Source organism: Lactobacillus sp. WILCCON 0059 (assembly GCF_057197985.1).
Genome location: NZ_JBUBHN010000001.1, coordinates 542,759 through 564,518 on the forward strand (window position 1 = coordinate 542,759; position 21,760 = coordinate 564,518).

Annotated in this window: 17 protein-coding genes; all 17 read left to right on the top strand. The window is 50.4% G+C overall.

Annotated elements, in window-relative coordinates:
• The first annotated feature begins 6 nt into the window (after positions 1-6).
• The 17 genes from ACYVUT_RS02680 (at position 7) to ACYVUT_RS02760 (ending at position 21,549) form a co-directional block, all read left to right on the top strand.
• On the top strand, positions 7-846 hold the full coding sequence (locus tag ACYVUT_RS02680; RefSeq protein WP_484499872.1) for a glutamate ABC transporter substrate-binding protein: 840 nt from the start codon (positions 7-9) through the stop codon (positions 844-846).
• Positions 846-1,487, top strand: a complete 642-nt coding sequence (locus ACYVUT_RS02685) for an amino acid ABC transporter permease (protein ID WP_439774729.1) — start codon at positions 846-848, stop codon at positions 1,485-1,487. Before ACYVUT_RS02680 ends, ACYVUT_RS02685 begins: the two co-directional genes overlap by 1 nt.
• A gap of 11 nt (positions 1,488-1,498) precedes the next feature.
• Positions 1,499-2,167 carry an amino acid ABC transporter permease gene (locus ACYVUT_RS02690; RefSeq protein ID WP_439774730.1) on the top strand — a complete coding sequence of 223 codons (669 nt, stop codon included), beginning with the start codon at positions 1,499-1,501 and terminating at the stop codon, positions 2,165-2,167.
• 24 nt (positions 2,168-2,191) lie between these two features.
• Entirely contained in the window at positions 2,192-3,037 is an 846-nt protein-coding gene (locus tag ACYVUT_RS02695) for a transporter substrate-binding domain-containing protein (protein WP_439774731.1), read from the top strand.
• 207 nt (positions 3,038-3,244) lie between these two features.
• Positions 3,245-4,756, top strand: a complete 1,512-nt coding sequence (locus ACYVUT_RS02700) for an exopolyphosphatase (protein WP_484501431.1) — start codon at positions 3,245-3,247, stop codon at positions 4,754-4,756.
• 3 nt (positions 4,757-4,759) lie between these two features.
• Positions 4,760-6,925, top strand: a complete 2,166-nt coding sequence (locus ACYVUT_RS02705; protein ID WP_484501432.1) for an RNA degradosome polyphosphate kinase — start codon at positions 4,760-4,762, stop codon at positions 6,923-6,925.
• An 8-nt stretch (positions 6,926-6,933) separates the two neighbouring features.
• Complete coding sequence (locus ACYVUT_RS02710; RefSeq protein WP_484501433.1) at positions 6,934-8,331, top strand: DUF2252 domain-containing protein; 1,398 nt, start codon at positions 6,934-6,936, stop codon at positions 8,329-8,331.
• Positions 8,328-9,245: a hypothetical protein gene (locus ACYVUT_RS02715; RefSeq protein ID WP_484501434.1), complete on the top strand. Its 918-nt coding sequence runs from the start codon at positions 8,328-8,330 to the stop codon at positions 9,243-9,245. The genes ACYVUT_RS02710 and ACYVUT_RS02715 overlap by 4 nt, the downstream gene beginning before the upstream one ends.
• 146 nt (positions 9,246-9,391) lie before the next feature.
• Complete coding sequence (locus ACYVUT_RS02720; RefSeq protein WP_439775765.1) at positions 9,392-9,637, top strand: hypothetical protein; 246 nt, start codon at positions 9,392-9,394, stop codon at positions 9,635-9,637.
• A 145-nt stretch (positions 9,638-9,782) separates the two neighbouring features.
• Positions 9,783-10,280 (top strand): hypothetical protein, encoded by a 498-nt coding sequence (locus tag ACYVUT_RS02725; RefSeq protein ID WP_484501435.1) that lies wholly within the window; start codon positions 9,783-9,785, stop codon positions 10,278-10,280.
• A 66-nt stretch (positions 10,281-10,346) separates the two neighbouring features.
• Positions 10,347-11,267, top strand: a complete 921-nt coding sequence (gene rbsK / locus ACYVUT_RS02730; RefSeq protein WP_484501436.1) for a ribokinase — start codon at positions 10,347-10,349, stop codon at positions 11,265-11,267.
• Positions 11,268-11,282: 15 nt separating this feature from the next.
• The gene (gene rpe, locus ACYVUT_RS02735; protein ID WP_484501437.1) at positions 11,283-11,933 is read left to right on the top strand and encodes a ribulose-phosphate 3-epimerase; all 651 of its coding nucleotides are present in this window, start codon (positions 11,283-11,285) and stop codon (positions 11,931-11,933) included.
• 11 nt (positions 11,934-11,944) lie between these two features.
• The gene (gene rpiA, locus ACYVUT_RS02740; RefSeq protein ID WP_484501438.1) at positions 11,945-12,637 is read left to right on the top strand and encodes a ribose-5-phosphate isomerase RpiA; all 693 of its coding nucleotides are present in this window, start codon (positions 11,945-11,947) and stop codon (positions 12,635-12,637) included.
• 95 nt (positions 12,638-12,732) lie between these two features.
• Positions 12,733-13,668 carry a nucleoside hydrolase gene (locus ACYVUT_RS02745; protein ID WP_484501439.1) on the top strand — a complete coding sequence of 312 codons (936 nt, stop codon included), beginning with the start codon at positions 12,733-12,735 and terminating at the stop codon, positions 13,666-13,668.
• Between the two features lie 9 nt (positions 13,669-13,677).
• Positions 13,678-14,400, top strand: a complete 723-nt coding sequence (locus ACYVUT_RS02750) for a GntR family transcriptional regulator (protein WP_439775759.1) — start codon at positions 13,678-13,680, stop codon at positions 14,398-14,400.
• A gap of 206 nt (positions 14,401-14,606) precedes the next feature.
• Positions 14,607-17,009 carry a phosphoketolase family protein gene (locus ACYVUT_RS02755; RefSeq protein WP_484501440.1) on the top strand — a complete coding sequence of 801 codons (2,403 nt, stop codon included), beginning with the start codon at positions 14,607-14,609 and terminating at the stop codon, positions 17,007-17,009.
• Positions 17,010-17,247: 238 nt separating this feature from the next.
• Positions 17,248-21,549, top strand: a complete 4,302-nt coding sequence (locus ACYVUT_RS02760; protein ID WP_484499889.1) for a prealbumin-like fold domain-containing protein — start codon at positions 17,248-17,250, stop codon at positions 21,547-21,549.
• Positions 21,550-21,760: the final 211 nt, after the last annotated feature.

Below are 21,760 nucleotides of genomic sequence, written 5' to 3' on the forward strand. Positions count from 1 at the left end.
GGTTACATGAAAAGCAAGAAACTATTCCGCAAAGTTGCCGCCCTGCTTTTTCTGCTGCTGACCACTGTTTCGCTTTCTGCCTGCGCGGTTGAAAGTGACGACTCCGTGCGCGTTTACAACCACGTCAAGAGCAGCAAGACAATTACCTGGGGCGTCAAATATGACACGGCTCTGTTTGGGATCAAGAGCGTCAAGACCAACAAGCTGGAAGGCTTTGAAATTGATCTGGCTCGCCTTTTGACCAAGAAGATCCTGGGCAAGGACGGCAAGGCAAAATTTATTGAGGTCACGGCCCAGACCAAGATCCCGCAGCTCAAGAACAACAACCTTGATGCAGTTCTGGCGACCATGACCATCACTGACGAAAGAAAGAAGTCAGTTGACTTCTCCACCCCTTACTTTAAGGCGGGGACTTCCCTTATGACCAAGACCAGCAGTTCTATCAAGTCGATCAAAGACCTTAACCACAAGGGCCGGGTGGTCATTGTCGCTAAGGGCACGACCGCGGCAGCCGATATCGCGCGTCTGGCGCCAAAGGCCACGATCCGCCAATACAATGACTATGGCTCTTGCACCAATGCCCTCTTAGCCGGGCAGGGGGACGCGGTAGCCACAGACAACGGGATTTTGGCCGGGATCGCCAAGCAGCACAAGAACCTGCACCTGGTTGGCGGCACGATTGCCGTTGAACCTTACGGGATTGCCGTTGAAAAGGGGCAGACCAAGATGCTGGAAGCCATCAACAAGGCTTTGAAGGAAGCCAAGGCAGACGGCAGCTACCACAAGCTTGTCAAGAAATGGTTTGGCAACATTCCAGGATTCAGTGTTAAGGAGGCTGAATATTAATGTTGAGTTTACTTGGAGCAAACTGGTCCACCTTTTTGCTCGGTTTTTGGAATACGATTCTCTGCAGTCTGATTTCCTTGTTTTTCAGTTTGATTATCGGATCCGGCTTTGCCATCCTGGAAACCGTGCCTAACAAGTTCTGGCGCGGGGTAGCCAAGGTTTATGTCGAAATTTTCCGGAACATTCCCCTCCTGGTTGTCACCATGGTCTTTTACCTGGTCTTGCCGACCTACACGCCGCTGAAGCTGACTGGCTTTCAAGCAGGGACAATCGGCTTGTCCATCTATTCATCAGCCTTCATCGCTGAAACTGTCCGCTCCGGGATCCAATCTGTCGGCACCGGCCAGATGGAAGGGGCCCGGTCAAACGGGATGACCTACTGGCAGGCCATGCGCTACGTTATCCTGCCCCAGGCCTTCAGAATCGTGATTCCGCCATTGGGCAACCAGTTTGTCAACTTGATCAAGAACTCCAGTATCCTGGCCTTTGTTGCCGGTTTTGACTTGATGTACCAAGGGGACATCGTGGCATCCAACACTTTCCAGACTATTCCAAGCTATGTCTTGGTTGGCCTGTTCTACTTGATTTTGACCCTGCCGCTGAGCTACTACATGCAGTACTTGGAAAAGAAGGGCGTTTAGGAGGCACATAAATGGAAAATCTTACAGAAGCATTATCCTGGATCAACCTCCGCTTTTTGTTGCAGGGATTCTGGGTCACGATCGAAGTTTCAGTGATTTCAATCATCTTGAGCTTTGTAATCGGCCTGGCCCTGGGCTTGATCCGCTTTACCAGAATTGACGCCAAGACCACGCGGATTTCCAAGGTGGTTGGGGTAATCATCGACATCATCAGAAACCTGCCCCTTTTGCTGATCATCTTTTTCTCCTACTTTGGCCTGCCGGTCATGGGGATCAGAGTTGACGCCTTCCAGGCTTCAGTAATCGCCATGGTGGTCTTTGAATCAGCCATGATCGCGGAAGTTGTCCGCTCAGGGATCATGGCCGTTGACCCTGGCCAGATGGAAGGGGCCCGGTCAAACGGGATGACCTACATGCAGGCCATGACCCACGTCGTTTTGCCCCAGGCCTTGACCAAAATGATTCCGGCCCTTTTGTCACAGTTCGTGTCCTTGATCAAGGATACTTCCCTGGCGACGATCATCGTTTTGCCGGAACTGCTCTACCACGCTGAAATCATCTACAACCAAAACACCAATTACATGATTCCAATGTACCTGGCCGTGGCAGTGATGTACTTTATCATCTGCTTCGCCTTGTCCAGCTTTGCCAACTACTTGAGCAAGAGAATCAAGTATTAGCAGCTTTTTTGCCAAGGAGGAAAAATGGCACGCAAACTGAGGAAGCTGACCGCCTTTATGGCGGTTTTGCTGTTATCATTAGTTTTTACCGCTTGTTCGCATAGTCAATCCAGCAGCACCTATGACCGGGTTAAGCAAACAAACACCATCACCTGGGGGATGCGGGCCGACACCCGCCTGTTCAGCATGATGGACGTGGACAGCGGCAAGGCCACCGGCTTTGAAGTCGACCTGGCCCGGGCCATTACCAAGCAGATTCTTGGCCCTAAAGGCAAGATGAAGATTGAATACATCAGTGAAAAGTCCCGGATCATGGACCTCAAGATCGGCAACGTCGATGCCGTTATGGCTACCATGACCAACACGGCTGACCGGCGCAAGATCATTAATTTTTCCGACACTTACTTCATGGCCGGGGAAACTTTGATCGTGCCGAAAAAGAGCAAGCTGAATTCCATCAAGGACTTCAATACTTCTAAGTACTCCATCGCGGCCGTCAAGGGGTCAACTGCTGACAGTGACGTCCACAAGTATGCCCCAAAAGCCCGGGTCATTTTCTATGATGACTATGGCTCTTGCTACAATGCCTTAAAGGCCGGCAAGGCCAATGCCATGGTCAGCGACAATGCCGTTTTGGCCGGCTTGATTTCCAATGACAAGGACAAGTTCAAGATGCTGAGCGACACCTTTACGGTTGAGCCGTACGGGATCGGCATCAAGAAGGGGGAAGACAAGTTTACGGCTGAGGTCAACCAGGCCTTGAAAGAACTCCGCAAGAACGGGACTTACGCCCGTTTGATGAAGAAATGGTTCAGCGGCGTTCCAGGCTTCAACATCAAAGCTTCTTCCCGCTTGAAGGCAAGCGAATAATTTAAAGCAACTTAAGCAGTGCGTTCGTTTTTGAACGCACTGTTTTTTTACTTCCAGGTTAAATTGTGTTAAAAAATGGATTTTTACCTGGAAAAACACGCCGAAGGGGCAGATTTTTTGTACAATTGAAATAGGTGACTCAGCGCTTACAGCTGAATTTTAAAGCTCATTTTGAAAACTATGTGAAAACAACCAGAGGAGAGACATATGAGCAAAAGACAATTTGGTCTAATTTACATATCATCATATCAAGCCCGTCTGTTTATCGTTGACTTGAAGAAACTGTCAATCATTGAGCAGCTGAGCTCTGCCCAGTTTGTCCAAGGCGGCAAGAAGTTTGAAGTTTATGAAAGCGAACTGCCCCGCTTGACTGACGCCTTGATCGGTTTCAAGCGGAAGATCGCGGAATACGGGATCGACAACTACAAGGTTTACGGCAACCGGCAGCTTTTGGACAAAATTTCCGCCCGCTATCTGGCCGACCAGATCAAGGTCAGAACTGGTCTGGAAATCGAATGGCTGAACGGGGCCCAGATCGCTTACTACAAGATCATTGCCGGGATGGCCCTGCCGCAGTTCTCAGAACTGAAGGATGATGAATTTACTTACTTGCTCAGCATGGGCAGCGCCATGCTCAACCTCACCTTGTTCAAGGGCCAGCACTACCTGTCAACCTGGAACTTTGCCCTGGGTCCGGAAGAAATTGAAGAAATGTCAGCCATGACCCGGGACACGCCAAGCGATCCGATCGACATCATCGGCGACTATATTTCCCGCAAGCTGGTCAGCTTCAAGACAATTGAAAAGCCGACTGGCAGGGCCCGGATCATCATCCAGCATGTCTCCGGCAGAGGCGAGCAGAGCCTGCGGCCGCAAGAAAAGGCCCGGCTCATCGACCTTAAGCAGTTTGCCGGTGTTTATGATGACTTCAGAGAAGCCCCAGACCAGTACTTGATGGAAAAGTACCAGCTGGATACTGACTCCCTGGCCCGGATGAAGCCAACTATCGTTTTGATCAACCAGCTGGTCAAGATCATCAAGCCGCACATGATGACACTGACTCAGTCTTCAGCCATCACCGGTTTGATGATCCAGGAAGCTGCCAAATTGAAGTACCGGCCGGACGAATACTCAACTATCGTTTTGACGGCGACCAAAAACATCGCCCGCCGCTACGAATCAGGCGGCAAGCACAGCAACTTGTCCAACAAGTTTGCCCTGCATATTTTTGACCGCCTGGCCCACGCCGGCATGGTTGACCGTGATGACCGGCAGCTTTTGGAAATTGCGGCCCGCTTGCATGATATCGGCAACTTCATCAACTTCCACAACCACTATGAGCATGCTGCTTACATTGTGGGGGCCAACCAGATCATCGGCTTGTCTGACCGGGAAAATGAAATGCTCTTGAGCATTTTGAAGCACCAGGACATTACCAACCTGAATGCTGATGAACGTGAATACCGCCACCTTGATCCAGCCTTGCAGGTCCGGGTAGCCAAATTGGCCGCTATCCTGCGCCTGGCCAACAGCCTGGATGCTTCTCGCAAGCAGAAGATCAGCAAGATTGTGGTTTCCATCAAGGATGACCAGATGCTGATCACGGTGACCAGCAAGCGGGACCTGACCCTGGAACGCTGGGTTTTTGAAAAGAATGTCAATTTGGCTGAAGCCGTCTTCGGCATGAAGATTGCCATGAAGCAGAAGAGGGGAAAGTAAAAAATGACGATTGCTAAGAACAAAAATAAATTCACCGATCCTAGTTATTATGCCAACCGGGAACTGAGCTGGTTGGACTTCAACGACCGCTGCCTGGATGAGGCCAGAAACCCCGATGAACCGCTTTTGGAAAGAGCCAACTTCCTGGGGATCACCCAGTCCAACGTTGATGAATTCTACATGGTCCGGGTGGCTTCCTTGAGCAAGCTGGTGGCAGCCGGCGTTAAGAGCCACGATGCCAGCGGCTTGACACCACTTGAACAATTGACGGCCATCAACCAAAAGGAACACGAGGTAGTTGAAAAGCGCTACTCAACTTACTCCCGGTCCTTGATGCCGCTTTTGCGCAAGAATGGCATCAACATCTTGGAAGGCGACGAACTTTCTGAAGACCAGGAAGAATACATTCGCCGCTACTTTGCAAATGAACTTTACCCGGTTTTGACCCCGATGGCTGACGACCAGTCCCGGCCATTCCCATTTATCAACAACAACTCCTTGAACATCGCTTTGCGTCTTAAGGACCGGGAAAGCGGCGAGCACAAGTTTGCCACGCTCAGAGTGCCGAACATTTTCCCGCGCTTGGTCAAATTGCCTGATGGCGACAACGACTTCATCATGCTGGAAGACATTATCAAGATTTTCGCCGACCGGCTTTTTGATGGCTACGAAATCCGTCAGGCTGCCTGCTACCGGGTTACCCGGGACATGGACCTTGACGTTTCAGAAAGCGACACTTCCGACTTCCTTTTGGCGGTTAAAAAGCAGCTGGAAGACCGCGAGCACGGGCACGTGACCCGGCTGGAAGTTGAAAGCAGCATGAACACCAAGCTGCTCAAGCACTTGATGAAACGGCTGAACGTGGAAGAAAGCAGCGTCTTCAGCATCAACGGTCCGATCGACTTGACCTTCCTCAAGAAGCTGCCAGGGATGGTTGAAGGCCACGAAGACCTCCGCTACAAGCCGATGCAGGCCTTTATTGACCCGGCTTTGAGAAGCGACCACAATATTTTTGACTCAATCCGGGAAAAGGACTACCTGGTTCAGCACCCTTACGACAGCTTTGATGCTGTCTTGAACTTCGTCAAGCAGGCCGCCAAGGACCCAGATGTACTGGCTATCAAGATGACCCTGTACCGGGTTTCCGGCAATTCTCCGATCATCAAGTACCTGGGCCAGGCGGCTAAAGCCGGCAAGCAAGTTACGGTTCTGGTGGAAGTCAAGGCCCGTTTTGACGAGTCAAACAACGTTCACTGGGCCAGAACCCTGGAACAGATGGGCTGTCACGTTATCTACGGGCTGGTGGGCCTGAAGACTCACACCAAGGTAACCCTGGTCATTCGCCGCGATGAAGACGGGATCCGCCGCTACCTGCACTTGGGGACTGGTAACTACAACGATGTTACTGCTCACTTCTACACCGACCTGGGCCTCTTCACCTGTGACCGGGACCTGGGCGTTGACGCCACCAATCTCTTCAACATGCTGTCTGGCTACTCCAAGCCGCCTTACTTCAGCAAGCTGCGGATTTCACCAAAGTTGATCCGGCAGTTTATTTACGAAAAGATCGACAATGAAATTGCTATTGCCAAGGCTGGCCGGCATGCTGAAATTCACATGAAGATGAACTCCCTGTCTGACCCGGATGTGATCGCCAAGCTTTATGAAGCTTCCGCTGCCGGGGTCAAGATCCACTTGATCGTCCGGGGGATCTGCTGCTTGAAGACGGAAATCCCAGGCGTCAGCGACAACATCGAGGTGCACTCGATTGTCGGCCGCTTCCTGGAACACAGCCGGATCTACTACTTCTACAATGACGGCAAGGAAGAAGTCTACCTGGCCAGCGCCGACATGATGCGGCGGAACTTGAACCGGCGGGTGGAAACTCTCTTCCCGGTTTTGCAAGAAGACTTGAAGGAAAGAGTTTTGGACATTTTTGCCAAGATGTGGCAGGACAATGTCCAGGCCCGGATCCTGCACAAGACCGAGTGGGTTCATGCCGACCGGCGGGGGCAGACGCCATTTAACAGCCAGGAATACTTCATCGCTGAAGCAGCTGAAAAGGTGCGGATCGTTGAAGAAGAGGAAGAAGAAGAGAAGGCTAAGAAGAAAGACGCTTTTGAGGCCATGAAGCCGCAGGAAAGCGAATTGGAAGACGAAGAAAAGTAGGCTGAAAAATGGAAAAAGACCGCCACGAAATCGAAACTTTTAAAATCGATCAAATGTTTATCGGCGACAGCCAGGAAGAGCTGATCAAGCAGGGAGAAGGCCGTCTTAAGGAACATCCAATCGCGGCGATCAGTACCTTCAACCCGGTCAAGCGGGACGTGGTCCAGCTGATCAAGCTGACTGAGGAGAAAATGATCCCTGAGCTGCTCGGCATGCGGCACAAGCGGATGATGCAGAACCCCTTTTCCTATTTCCGGGCCACGGCCGGGATCATGGAAAAGGACCTGCGCCAGTTTCCAGAAGGCCAGTCCCATATTCCAGTGATCATCTGCGGGGACTCCCACTTGACCAATTTTGGCTTTTTTGCTTCTCCGGAGCGTCAGCTTCTTTTTGGCTTGAACGATTTTGACGAAGCCCGGATCGGCAACTGGGAATTTGACCTTAAGCGCCTTTTAACCAGCGTGGTTTTGACTGGCCGGATCAATGGCTACCCAAAAGAGCAGCTGGATAGCATTTTGGCGGAGAGCGTCCACGCTTACCGGCGGGGGATCAAGTACGCTAATTCCTTGACCTTGCTTGAACGTTTCAACTTGTCTTACAACGTTGATGACCTTTTAGGCCAAATGACGGATAACGAACAAATGAAGCGGGTTCTTTTGAAGGTGGCTAACCGGGCACCGAAGAACAATTCTGATGCTGTGGTCAAGAAGTTCACGGAAAAGACGGAAGACGGGCGCCTGCGCTTCAAGGACAATCCGCCCCGGGCCCGGCATGTCACTCAAAAAATCTATGACGAGCTTTTGGCTGGTCTGGAAGAGTACCAGAAGAGCGTAAATGACGATGTCCGTGTCCTTTTGATCAATTATGAAGTGACTGACATCATTCGCTACAGCGTGGGCGTCGGCAGCTGGGGAACCCGCTGCTACCTGGCCCTGCTCACCGGCAAGGATGGCAGCCACCTGGTCTTGCAGATTAAAGAAGCCCTGCCGCTTCGCTACAACCTGTCGGCCTTGACGGTTGAAGAAAGCCAGGCTCAAGGCAAGGGCGAAGGCAAGCGAATCATCACTGCCCAGCGGGTTCTGCAGACCTACCATGATCCTTTCTTAGGGGCCATGGAAGCTGGCGGCAGAAGCTTTTACGTCCGCCAGTTCCGGGATATGAAAGACTCGATTGACCCGCTCAAGCTGGACCAGGAAAGCTTTTCCGCCTATTGTCAGATGTGCTCCTTCATTTTGGCCGTTGCCCACTACCAAAGCCCGACGGCACCGATGATCTATGGCTATGTTCATAAGCAAAAAGAGCTGGACACCGGTCTGGCTCAGTGGGCCGTCAAGTATGCCGACCAAATGGAAGCCGATTATGCCCGCTTTGCCAAGTACTTGCAAGGCGAGGAAGACGAAGAATGATCAATGAAGAATTGACCGACCGGGACCGGGTCGAGCTGACCAAGCTGTCTTATGAGGCGCTGAACGTGGGCGAGACAGTCAAAGTCGCTGGTAAGACGATCGGGCAATTAACCCGGGACGTTTATGCCAAGGACGGGATGCAGGCTTTTTTGATCGAAAACGGAAACGAGATCACAGTCTTGTTCAAGGGCTCTTATGGCTTTAAAAAAGGCAACGCGACTACCTGGCGCGACGAGTGGCTGAAGACCAACTGGCCGATTTTTCTGGCCATGCTGACGGATCAACGGCAGGTGCCCAGCGCTTTGATAACGGCCAGCCGCTATCTTAACCGCTGGCTGGAGGAATTCCCAGATGGGCGTTTCTACATCTACGGGCATTCCCTGGGGGCGATCAATGCTGAATACGCCTTGGCCAATTGCCGCTTTCCAGATCAGATCGCCGGAGCATATCTTTATGAAGGCACCAACATCTGGCGGCTCTTGACTCATAAAGAGCGGCAGCTAGTGGCTCAGTTGCGGGGCAAAATCAACAGCTATGTTGACATCTATGACCCGGTGACCTTGGGTTATACGGCCAGCAAGCGGATGGTTGGCAAGCTGCACTATGTTGACAGCCTGCCCATGAACCCCATCAAGCAGCACATGTGGGGCGGCTACCGCTTTGACGACCAAGGGAATTTGCTTGAAAAAGAAGTTGACCAGCGTTTCCTGGATTCCAGCAAAATGCAGCAGGCTTTTTTGAGCCGGACCGGTCGGATGGCCAATTACTTGAGGTATCACCGGAACCTGCAGACGGACTGGCAGAAGCAGTCTGAGCAGCGGATGGAACAGATTAAGGAAGAATTGTTTAACCACAGCTTTTTGCAAGACTTCAATGAGCAAGACAAAAAGTCAAAAGATGATCAAGAACAATAAAACAGTTGATCAAAAAGGCGCGTCAGTTGACGCGCTTTTTTGTAACTAAAGGGTTGACGTCTTCACATTTTGCCGTTATTATTTTTTTAATAAAAATGATATGGAGGAGCTACAATGAAAGAATTTTTAATTAGGGAGGGATTTGAATGAGTAAAAAGTTGACTTGGTACCTGCTTCCACCGGTACTTTTAGTGGCAGTATTCATGATTATTGATCTTGCGAGCGGCCAGCACAATTTATGGATGTCAGCCGTTGCGACATTAGCTTGGTGGCTGTTTTCCTTTGCAAGTGACCACCTTGCCAAAGGCTGGCAAAAGGTGATTTTCCTGTCCTGTGTTGGCTTTTTACTCTTAGTTGCCGGCTTATGCATCTACATTAAGTTAAATCCATAAAACAGTTGATCAAAAAGGCGCGTCAGTTGACGCGCTTTTTTGTTAGTAAATTGGAACTATATTTCAAGCAGCAGCCCGGGTATAATTTTTCTTAGATGACTGTAAACGTAGCAGAAGGCAAAAAATTAGAAGAGGGGCATTGCAAATGACGATTGAAGAAGTGCTGGAAAAGCAGCTGCTGGCGGAAGACCCAAGCATCGAACATTTTGAGGAAGATTTTTACGGGGACTTTTACGACTATTTTGTCAACTTTCTAAAGTTTAAGTGCCTCAGTCAAGGTAAGGACCTGGCCAGCCTGGCAAAGCAGAAACTGGTCTTGTATTTGGACTTGTTCAATTCCCAGGACTTCCCCGGCCGGAAGGCTTACCGTTACAAGTTAGTCTTTGACAGCCAGCTGAATTTTTTAGCGGCGGAGTCAGACTTCACCCTCAGCGCCCTTTGCCGGGACTTGCGCGGCCGGGTGGACCAGCTGAGCGACTACGAGGCGGTCAGAAGCCAGGCCTTAGCTTCTTTGGCAGAGCGTTTTGACTCAAAGAATCCAGACCCAAATACCAGGATCCAGAACTTTAACGTTGTCCTGGCTGATCTGTATGACCGCTATAATCTCAGCCGCTTCAAGATTGCCTACCAGCTGGTCGGCTAAAGCGCTTTTTTAAAAGAGCGGGAATAGTTATAATTGACTTAGGATTAAAGCAAGGAGAAAACTTACATGAAAAAAATCGTAGTAATCGGGTCCAGCAACGTGGACACGACCCTGCATGTAGAAAACTTCCCAAAGCCAGGCGAAACTATCAACGCCAACAAGGTCAGCGAGGCTGGCGGCGGCAAGGGGGCCAACCAAGCAGTCGCGGCTGCTAAGAGCGGGGCGGAGACCATCTTCATCTCTAGAGTCGGCGAAGACTCATACGGAAGCTGGATGAAGGAGCAACTGGCCGGCTACGGGGTCAAGACAGACTATGTTTTGCCAACCGCTGGCGTTAAGACAGGCCATGCCTACATTACCTTGAACGCTGAAGGGCAAAATGACATTATCATCGACCACGGGGCCAACTACAGCTTGACTGAAGCTGATGTTTTGGCGGCTAAAGACGTTATTGAAGGTGCCGACTGCGTCATCGCCCAGCTGGAAACACCGCTTGAAGCAACTATCGCTGCCTTCAAACTGGCCAAGGCGGCTGGCAAGGTGACCATCTTGAATCCGGCTCCCGCTATCAAGGACCTGCCAGCTGATCTTTTAGCCGTGACTGACTTGATCACGCCAAACGAAACGGAAAGTGCTTTGCTGACTTCTTTGCCAGTTGAAGAAGAGGCTGATTTGGAAAAAAACGCGGCCAAGCTGCATGAATTAGGCGTTGAGCACGTAATCATCACCTACGGCAGCAAGGGGGCTTACCTGTCTTCCCCAGTCTTTACGGGCTTAGTACCAGCCTTCAAGGTCAAGGCGGTGGACACGACGGCGGCTGGCGACACCTTCTTAGGCTTTTTGGCTGGGGAATTGGCCAGCGACTTCAGCAACCTGCATGAGGCAGCCCGCTTTGCCAACCGGGCCTCATCTTTGGCCGTACAGAAGATGGGGGCTCAGCCGTCAATTCCGGACCGGGCCAGCGTTGCAGCTGCTTTAGCTGAGTAAAGGATGGGTGAAAAAATGATTATTGCACCATCAATTCTCAACGCCGACAACCTGCACTTGGGCCAGCAGATTCAAGAAGCAGCCGACAGCGGAATCCGCCGTTTCCACATCGACGTGATGGACGGGCATTTCGTGCCTAACTTGTCATATGGCCCCCAGCTGGTGAGTGATTTTAAAAAGCAGTTCCCGGACTTGACCGCGGAAGTGCACTTGATGAGCAACAACCTGCCCGACCTTTTGCCGGCTTTTGTCAAAGCAGGCAGCGACTTGATTGAAATTCACTATGAAGCCGACTATCCAAACAGAATTGACCACTGGCTGGGCTACTTAAAGGAGCAGGGCGTCTCCCGCGGGTTAGTCCTTAGCCCGGATACTGATATTAAGGTGCTGGAGCGCTACAAAGACAAGGTTGACCAAGTTCTTTTGATGACGGTTTACCCGGGCTTTGGCGGGCAGAAGTTTATGGAAGAAGCGCCAGAGCGGATCAAGGCCGCCCGGGCAATTCTGCCGGATCTTCCAATCGAAGTAGATGGCGGGATTAATGATCAGACAGCTAAGCTTGCTAAAGATGCCGGAGCTGATGTCTTTGTCGCTGGCTCTTATATCTTCGGCCGTGACTCAGTGGCTAAGCAGGTAGCTGAACTGACAAGCATTTTGGAAAAATAGCGGAGGCAAAAATGGACCAAGCAAAGCAAGATGAATTGAAAAAGGCTGCTGCCAAGAAGGCAGCTGCTTTGGTGGAAGACGGCATGGTTTTGGGCGTTGGCACTGGGTCAACGGTGAAGTTTTTCATCGATGAACTGGGCAAGAAGAAAGAAGAAGGTTTGACTCTCAAGGCGGTCGTGACCACCTCCAGCCGCAGCCAAAAGCAGCTGGAAGGCTATGGCTTTACCGTCAGCCCCCTCAGCGAAGTTGACCAGGTCGACCTGACGGTTGACGGGGCAGACAGGGTGGACAGCCAGTTAAACGGAATCAAGGGAGGCGGGGCCGCCTTGACTTTGGAAAAGAACGTGGCCGTCAACTCCAAGAAGAATGTCTGGATCGTGGATGAAAGCAAGGTCGTTGACCACCTCAGCGGTTTTGCCCTGCCAGTAGAAGTTTTGCCAATCTCCTGCATGCAGGTTAAAAAGCGCCTGGAAGACGAAGGCCTTAAGCCGGAATTCCGCTTAGAAGCTGACGGCCAGCGCCTTAAGACCCACTATGGAAACTACATTCTGGACCTCAAGCTGGACCGGATTCCAGTGCCAAGTGGTCTGGCTGACTACCTGGATCACACGGTCGGGGTAGTTGAGCACGGGCTCTTTTTGAACATCTGCGATCAGGTCATCATTGCCCGTGACAACGGGGAGATCGAAGTCCGCAGCCGGTAAGAAATTTTTTTAGAAAAGAAGCAACCGCTTCTTTTCTTTTTATTTGCTGGGCGAAATGATAGAATAAAGCTATTCTGAAAAATGGAGAACGATTAATGAACAAGAAACCCTTAATTATTTCAACTGATCCCGGGATCGACGACGCGGTCTGCTTAACGATCGCCCTGTTCGCCAAGGAACTGGACGTAAAGATGATCGTGCCAACCTGGGGCAACGTTTCTTTGGAGAAGACTTTGAACAACACCCTGCGCCTGCAAGCCTTCCTGGGCACCAAGGTGCCGGTTGTGGCTGGGGCCAAGCTGCCTTTGGTCAAGGAAGCCATCGATGCTTCTGAAGTGCACGGGGCAAGCGGGATGGACGGCTTTGACTTCCCGGAAGCTGACCGGAGCCTTTTGGTAGAGGGCCTGGCTGCAACCAAGATCCACGAAGTAGTCAGTCAAAGTTCAGAAAAGGTGACCTTGATGCAGATCGGGCCAGCTACGGACTTTGCCCTTTACTTCCGCCAATATCCAGAAGACCTGGATAAGATCGACCGCCTCTACATCATGGGCGGGGCCTTGGGCCGGGGCAACTACGGTCCTTACGACGAATACAACGTTTCCGGGGACCCGGAAGCAGCTAAGATCGTCTTTGACTTAGGCGCCAAGGGCCTGGACATCTATGTGGCTCCTCTGGAAGTCGGCAACCAGGCCTTCGTTGACGCGGCCAGCCTGGAAGAAATCAAGGCTTTGGGCCGGGTTGGGGAAATGATCTACGGCCTTAACTCTCAATACGAATTAAACGATGCTGACGCGGACAAGGGCAAGCGGATCTATGACGCCTTGACGGCGGCCATGCTGCTGGCTCCAGACCTGTTTGAAATCAAGGAAGCTTATGTGGCAGTAGACACCAAGGGCCCATACACTTATGGGGCTTCAGTCATGGACTTTGATGGCTTCTTTGGGCAAAAGGCCAATGCCAAGATCGCGGTCAAGGTTGACCGCCAAGCCTTCAAGGACTGGTTCCTGGCCGCGATTGCCCAGGCAAAGTAGGTGAACTGAATGGCTGATTATGTTTACAAGACGGTCATGCATGACATCAAGCGCCGGATTTTAGCGGGCGAATATGAGGGGATGCGGCTGCCCGACGAGCGCAGCCTGGCCGAACAGTACCAGGTCAGCCGGTCGTCGATGAAGCGGGCCCTGGAACTCCTTGCCCAGCAGGGCATTGTGTTTAAGAAGCGGGGCAGCGGGACTTTTATCAATCCTTTGTACCTGAAGAACCAGGCGATGTTTCGCTATGAAGGGTCCAATCTGGGCCTTACGGACAGCTTTTTGGTTCCAGGCAAGAAGCAGGGGATCAAGCTGCTGGAATTTAAAGTGGTTAAGGCCAGTCCTGAAACTGCCCAGGACCTCTTCTTGAGTGAAAATGACTTCGTCTACCAGTTTAAGCGCCTCCGCCTTTTGGATGGCCAGCCCTTCTTGATTGAAGAAGGCTTCGTGCCGATCAAGATCCTGCCGGAGCTTAAAGAAGAGATTCTGCAGGGGTCCTTGTTCAACTACTTGGAAGACGCGCAAAATAAGGCGGTTACCCGGTCCTATTTGACTATTACGGTTTCCCCGTCAAGCAAAGAAGACCAAGAAGAGCTGCAGCTCAAGGCTACAGAGCCAGTCGGCGTGATGGACGGGATCTTCTTTTTGGATGACGGAACGCCATTTGAAGTCTCCAGCATGCGGGTTCACTACAAGTACATGCGCTTCAACAGCTTTGTCAATTTGAATTAAGAGCAAAAGATATATGCGGACAGGTGATACCTGTCCGTTTTATTTTTCACTATTTCTATCATTCCTATCTATTCTTCCTCTTTGCAAAGTATTTTAAGGATTTGTAAAATTGGTAGGATCCAATTAATAAATTAGTTGACTTATTTTTGGCAAATGGTATGATTAAAGCAAATAAAGAAAACAAGTTTCCTCAAAGGAGTAAAAAGATGGCAGTAGATTACGATTCAAAAGAATACTTAAAGAGTGTTGATGCTTGGTGGCGGGCCGCAAATTACTTATCAGTTGGGCAACTCTTTTTGCTTAAGAACCCTTTGCTTAAGGAAGAACTGACGGCTGATGACGTTAAGATCAAGCCAGTTGGTCACTGGGGTACGATCGCGCCGCAAAACTTCATCTACGCCCACTTAAACCGGGTCATCAAGAAGTATGACTTGAACATGTTCTACATTGAAGGTTCAGGCCACGGCGGCCAGGTTATGGTTTCCAACTCATACCTGGACGGATCCTACACTGAAATCTACCCGGAAATTACTCAAGATGAAGCCGGGATGACCAAGCTTTTCAAGCGCTTCAGCTTCCCGGGCGGGGTGGCATCCCACGCGGCTCCAGAAACCCCAGGTTCAATCCACGAAGGCGGGGAACTGGGCTACTCACTTTCCCATGCGACTGGCGCGATCTTGGACAACCCGGATGTAATCGCGGCTACGGAAATCGGCGACGGGGAAGCTGAAACTGGCCCGCTGGCAGCTGGCTGGTTCTCCAACCGCTTCATCAACCCGGTTAAGGACGGGGCTGTTTTGCCAATCTTGCAAGTCAACGGCTTTAAGATCTCCAACCCGACCATCACTTCCCGCATGAGCGATGAAGAACTGACCAAGTACTTTGAAGGCATGGGCTGGAAGCCTTACTTCGTTTCAACCTTCAAGGGCGGACGCTTTGACGGGATGAAGGACATTGACCAGATTCACGAAGAAATGGCCAAGACTCTGGACGCTATCATTGAAGACATCAAGGCCATTCAAAAGAACGCCCGTGAAAACGGTGATGAATCATTTGCCCACTGGCCGCTCTTGATCTTCCAATGCCCGAAGGGCTGGACTGGTCCTAAGGCCGATCTGGATGGCAACCCGATTGAAAACTCCTTCCGGGCCCACCAGATTCCGCTTCCGGTTGACCAGAAGCACATGGACCACAAGGAACTTTTGCTTGACTGGCTGAAGAGCTACAAGCCAGAAGAACTGTTTGACGAAAACGGCTACCCAACTGAACTGGTTCTGGAAAACGCGGTTCACGGCGATCAGAGAATGGCCATGAACCCGGTCACCAACGGCGGGATCAACCCTAAGCGCTTGAACCTGCCAGACTGGCGCGACTTTGCCTTTGAAGTTGGCAAGCCTGGTTCAAAGAATGCCCAGGACATGGTGGAATGGGCCAAGTACTTGACCAAGGTGGCAGAACTGAACCCGACTACTTTCCGCGGCTTTGGTCCGGATGAATCCAAGTCCAACCGGCTCTTTGACTTCCTGGACAGCGAAAAGCGGCAATGGGAAAGCGAAATCCATGAGCCAAATGATGAAAACCTGGCTGCGCAAGGGCGCTTGATTGACTCGCAATTGTCAGAGCACCAAGACGAAGGGATGCTGGAAGGCTACGTATTGACTGGCCGCCACGGCTTCTTCGCGACTTACGAAGCCTTTGGCCGGGTGGTTGACTCTATGCTGACCCAGCACATGAAGTGGCTGCGGAAGGCTAAGGAACAATACTGGCGCCGCGATTACCCGTCATTGAACTTCGTTGCTACTTCAACTGTCTTCCAGCAGGACCACAACGGCTACACTCACCAGGATCCAGGTCTTTTGACCCACCTGTTTGAAAAGAACCGGCCGGACATGATCCACGAATACCTGCCAAGTGACACCAACACCTTGCTGGCTGTTGCTGACAAGGCCTTCCGCGACCGGGAAGGGATCAACCTTTTGGTAACTTCCAAGCAGGAACGGCCGCAATGGTTCACTCCTGAAGAAGCAGCCAAGCTGGTTGACAATGGCCTGGGCTACATCGACTGGGCTTCAACTGACAAGGATGCCAAGCCGGACGTGGTCTTCGCTTCAACTGAAACTGAACCGACCATGGAAACTTTGGCAGCTATCGACATCCTGCACCAGAACTTCCCAGACTTGAAGATCCGCTATATCAACGTGGTTGACGTGATGAAGCTGATGGCACCGAAGGATAACCCGGCCGCTATTTCTCAAGAAGAATTTGACCGCCTCTTCCCAACTGACGTACCGACCATCTTCGCATGGCACGGCTACAAGACCATGATGGAATCCATCTGGTTTGCCCGCAAGCGTTACAATGTTTCAATTCACTGCTATGAAGAAAATGGTGATATTACCACGCCATTTGACATGCGGGTCTTGAACCACCTTGACCGCTTCGACCTGGCCAAGGACGCGGTTGAGCAAATTCCAGCCTTGAAGGACAAGAGCGCGGCCTTCATTGACAAGATGGACAGCCTGCTGTCTAAGCACCACGCTTACATCCGGGACCACGGTGAAGACATTCCAGAAGTAACTTCTTGGAAGTGGACTGGCCTGGACAAGTAAGAAGAGAAAAATAATAATTACAGAATTAGCAGATATCGTTCCAAAAGGGACGATATTTTTATTTTTACTAGCTGAAAAGGATTAAATGTGATAAAATGTAGTTTGAACAAGATAGCTATATTCTTATTTTTAAACTTTAATAAGGATAGGCAAACGGATCTGGCATCTCGATGGAAGGATGCAATTAATACGTGCCAATTGGTACAGGAAATATTAAATTGCAACGGGAGAACCTAACATGATGCAGATTATGAAAAAATCCAGAGCTTTTTTGCTGGCTGCAGTGTTGATTCTGCAGCTTATTTTGCCTTCCTTTGCGGGAGTGAGTCAGGCCGCTGCCAGTGAGGTCAGTGACCAGCTCGTCTTCATGCAAGGACAGAAAGAGCTGACTGGTAAAGATAAAAATGATCCCTTAAATTTGAAGCTGAGTGGTCAAGAAACACTCACGCTCAAGCGGAGCAAAGATGAGGCCGACCTGGAGGTAAAAGTCAGTCTGCCAGACTTGGTAGATTTGGATAAAACCGCCACGGACAAGGCCAATAAAGAATTGAAGATTGACAAGCCGGAAGAGGCTGTCAAAGAAGTAGCCGCTTCTGAAAAAGAAAGCCGGCACCTTTTGCTGCACTTTGCCAAAGGGCAGAGCGAGCTGAAGTTTACGCTGACTGGCAAAGAAGTCGGCAGCGGTCAGCTGATCGCGACTTACCAGGAAGATGGCAAGGACTATTCCAGCTATCCGCTGGTGGTCAAGGTGGAGAATGAAGATACTGAAGAATCATCATCTTCTTCATCTACGTCATCTTCTGCTTCTTCATCATCAGCAGCAGGTAATACTTCAGTAAGTACTTCTTCAGCTAGTTCTGCAGAAGAAAAACAAAGCTCACAAACTCAGAGCTCAAGCACGCAGTCTTCTGCAAAAGACAGTTCAAAGAGTTCTGCAAGTACTTCTAGCAGCTCAGTTTCTTCAGCAAAGACAGCAACTAGTACATCCAGTTCAGAAAAATCTGCAACTAGTTCAATTAATTCTGAAAAAACAGTCACTGACTCTACTAATACGCTGACTACCAACCTGAGCCAGGCGAAGTCTGCCTTCAGCGCTATCAACGCTCGTCTGTTTACCAGCAATCTGCTGGCCAGCACTACGGTAACAAGCAAGGCTAACGCTGACTTGGCAATTTCGTCTGATAACAACGGGTACATGGTTTGGTCAGGCGATACGGCTTTGTTTACGATCAACTTCAAGGTTTCTGGCTCACGCTATGATGAGGCTGACCGCTGGCCGGCCACGCTGACCTTTAATTTGACGGGCAATGCCAATGGTCACTTGAAGCTGAAAACTGATGTCCTGCCAGAAGTTGCTGGCGTTAAGCCGACTGTTTCTGACGGCAAGGTCATCTATACTTTCCAAAAGTCCGACCTTAAGGCAGGTCAGTCCTACAGCTTCAAACTGGCTGTCAACACTGACAACGGCTACATCAATCATGCTACTTCATTAGAACTCGCCGGCAGCTTCAAGGACAACACTGGCTATGAAACAAAAGCCAGTGCCTACACCCAAGTTGCCGCAACTACCAGTGCCTCAATCAGCACGACCTTTTTGGGTGCAAAGAATGGCTCATTGAACACTGCTCCTGGCAGAGGGGACACTCTGGCTTGGCGGATCAGCTACTCGATTCCGAATAAGACTGGTCTCAACTTCTTAGACCCAACCCAAAAACTGCAAATCAGCTATTTGATGCAGGATGGCGTTTATGCCGGCATTACGGATCCGGATGGCAATGTGACATATGTTGGCACTAACGGAAAAACTATTACCTGGGAAATACCAACGCCATCTATTGAGGAACAGGCAGCCAGCCTAGCCAGCGGCCAGCCACTGGTGTCAGGGTCCTTTATTGTTTACACCAAGCCTGGCAATAGTATTTTTTCCAGATGGACTGCCAATGAAGTAATTACTAATACGGCAACACTGACAGCGAAAAATCTGCAGAATAATACGATTTCGGTTCAAAGCAGCGCAACTGGTCAAATCGGCCAAGTCATCAACGGTAATGTAAATTCTAACGGTGATGTTCTTTACCCGAACTTCTACGGGCCAAGCGATGGTGAAGGCAATATGGGCCTTAATGCCCTAACGACTGTTTATGACACGGCCAGCCTGCTTTTTGCCAGCCAGTACTTTACTGGAACTGATGGGATTGCAACTACTGACCAATACAACAGCAACGGCAGAAAAATTAAAAGCAATATCGATTCTGGAACTTTTAACGGTTCAATTATCAATGGTCTGCTTAACACTGGCTTGCAAAAGTCAGTCGTTCACTACGACATTGATTCCCACATTATCATCAAGACCTTGGAATTCGCTACCCCATGGCTGCAACTTTATGTTTCTGAAGGTTCAACCAGCTACCCAAGCGGGACGGCTCCGGGGACTCTGGCAACTTTGTATGTCAGAAATATGGAAACTGGGGCTCTTAGAACGATCACCAAGTATGTGACTAAAAACGGCCAGATTCCACTGTCAGACTTTGGCGTTAAAGACAATGAACGCCTGGTTAGCGCAGATTTCAGCATTCAGTACGAAGATACCAGCCAGCTGATCAATACCAAAACGTCTGGGGCGGTCTACATGCGTGGCGGCGTTGAGGAAGGCTATGTTGGCAAGGCTACGATAACTACCCAAGCCTACATCGTAACCAAAGACGGGACCAAGTATGTCCACGAGTCAACGACTAACCAGAAGACCAGCAGCGGCGAATTCAGCCCGATTGGTCCACGGTCAGTTCAAGTCATTGAAAAGCCAAGCAGTACGCCGATCGGTCGGACTGACGTTTCCTTTGCTCAACATGCTAAAGACGGAGAAACTGTTATTCAGAAGAACTCCTCCAACCGGGTTATTGCTGACTTCTACAATGTGACCAACTCCCCGATCGCTACGAAGTCACCAACGGTTTTGTCAGTTCTTTTGCCAAAAGGGGTGACGGTTGACAACGCCAATACCGATGTCAAGATGTACCTGGTCAATGACGCCACCGGCCAAGAGACGCTCTTAGAGAGATGGGGTTCAGCCGGCAACTGGTCTGGCGCTTTCAATTACAAGCAGACCTTGAAAAATGCGGACAGCGTTGATACTGGCCAGCAATACGTTAAGTTTGTTATGGGTGAAGGACAAGGGGGCCTGCAGCCGGGTTACCACATCCGTGGTGAATTCAACGTCAATGTTGGAGATGTCAGTGGACCAGTAACCTTGAAGGCTTACGGTGCTTCCTATAGCCAGAAGCTGCTGGCTCCAACGGGTTACTCCCTGATCACGGACAAGGGTTCTGATAAGGTCAAAGACGGCGAAGCCTACAGAGAAGTCGCCGACCTCTTTGGGGATGGCAACTTGAAGGTGGCTGTTGCCAGTCAGCAATCTTACAGCGTGTCAAACTATGATGAGTTGAAGACTCAAAAAGAAGTCAAGGGTGACTTGGACTCAGACTACTCCAGCATGGCTCATGCCAGCTTGGGCGGGCAGATTTCCTACCGGCTCAAGTTTAGCAATACTGATGGCCAAGCCATCACCAAGCTGACCCTGTTGGACGTTTTGCCAACTACTGGCGACTTAGGCATTACTGACAATGTTGACCGGGGCAGCCAATTTACTCCGGTATTGACCGGCCCAATTACCTTGAGCAACTCCAACCTAGAGATCAAGTACTCAACTTCCAGTAAGCCAAGCCGGGAGCTTTTGAACAACTCAGTAGCTAACTGGCCATCTGGCGCCCAAAAGCTGCAGGACCCATCCGGGGCTGAAAGCCCAACTTGGCTGACACAAGATCAAGTGACTGACTGGTCCAAGATCCGGTCCTTTACGATCAGCTTGAAGAGCGGGCAAATGATCAAGGCAGGCCAAACCACAACCATCGAGTTCACCATGCAGGCGCCAAAGCGGACTGACTTAACAGCAAGTCAGCTGCAGACTTTGCTTAATCCAAATACGGATGAAAGCAGCCGGGCAGCCTGGAATAGTTTTGCGGTCACTACCAACAACCTGCTTCCAGTTGAACCAGCCAGAGTTGGGGTGGTACTTGAGGACGCGTCAGCGGCGATCATCAAGAAGGACGCTGCTTCCGGCAAGACTCTGTCGGGCGTTGAATTTAAGCTGGCGGACAGTGAAGCTAACGCCAAGGCAGGCAAGTTCCTCCGTCTGGTAGACGGCAAGGTTGTCGCGCCAAGTGATTCTAACTACTCTTCCGGCCAGGACTATGTCTTAAAGAGTGATGACAACGGGCAATTGCTCTTCACCGGCCTTAAGAGCGGCCAGACCTACTATGCAGTAGAAACGAAGGCGTTAGACGGCTACCAGCTGGATTCTACCCCGCACGCGGTAAAGGCCAGCTACCAGACCAGTCAAGCGGCTGTCACGGTATACAACCAAAAGCAGCCAATTCTGCCGCAAACCGGTGGACCAGGTGCTTTGATCTTTATCTTGTTAGGTTTGATCATGCTCTTGCTGGCTGGTTTGGGCTTAAGAAATTATAGTATTACAAAACACTAATGTACAAAATGGACTGAAAGCGTTGTTCCTCTAAGGCGCAACGCTTTTTTGCCCTATTAGTAAAGAAGTATAGAAAAACTAATGATCTTATATTGAACTTTTTATAACCCGATGATATAATTATGATAGATTCAAGGAAATGAAGAAATAACAAAAGAACAATTAGCGAAAGATCTAGCTGGTGGCTTTCGGCCTGCAATCGCAGGTAAGC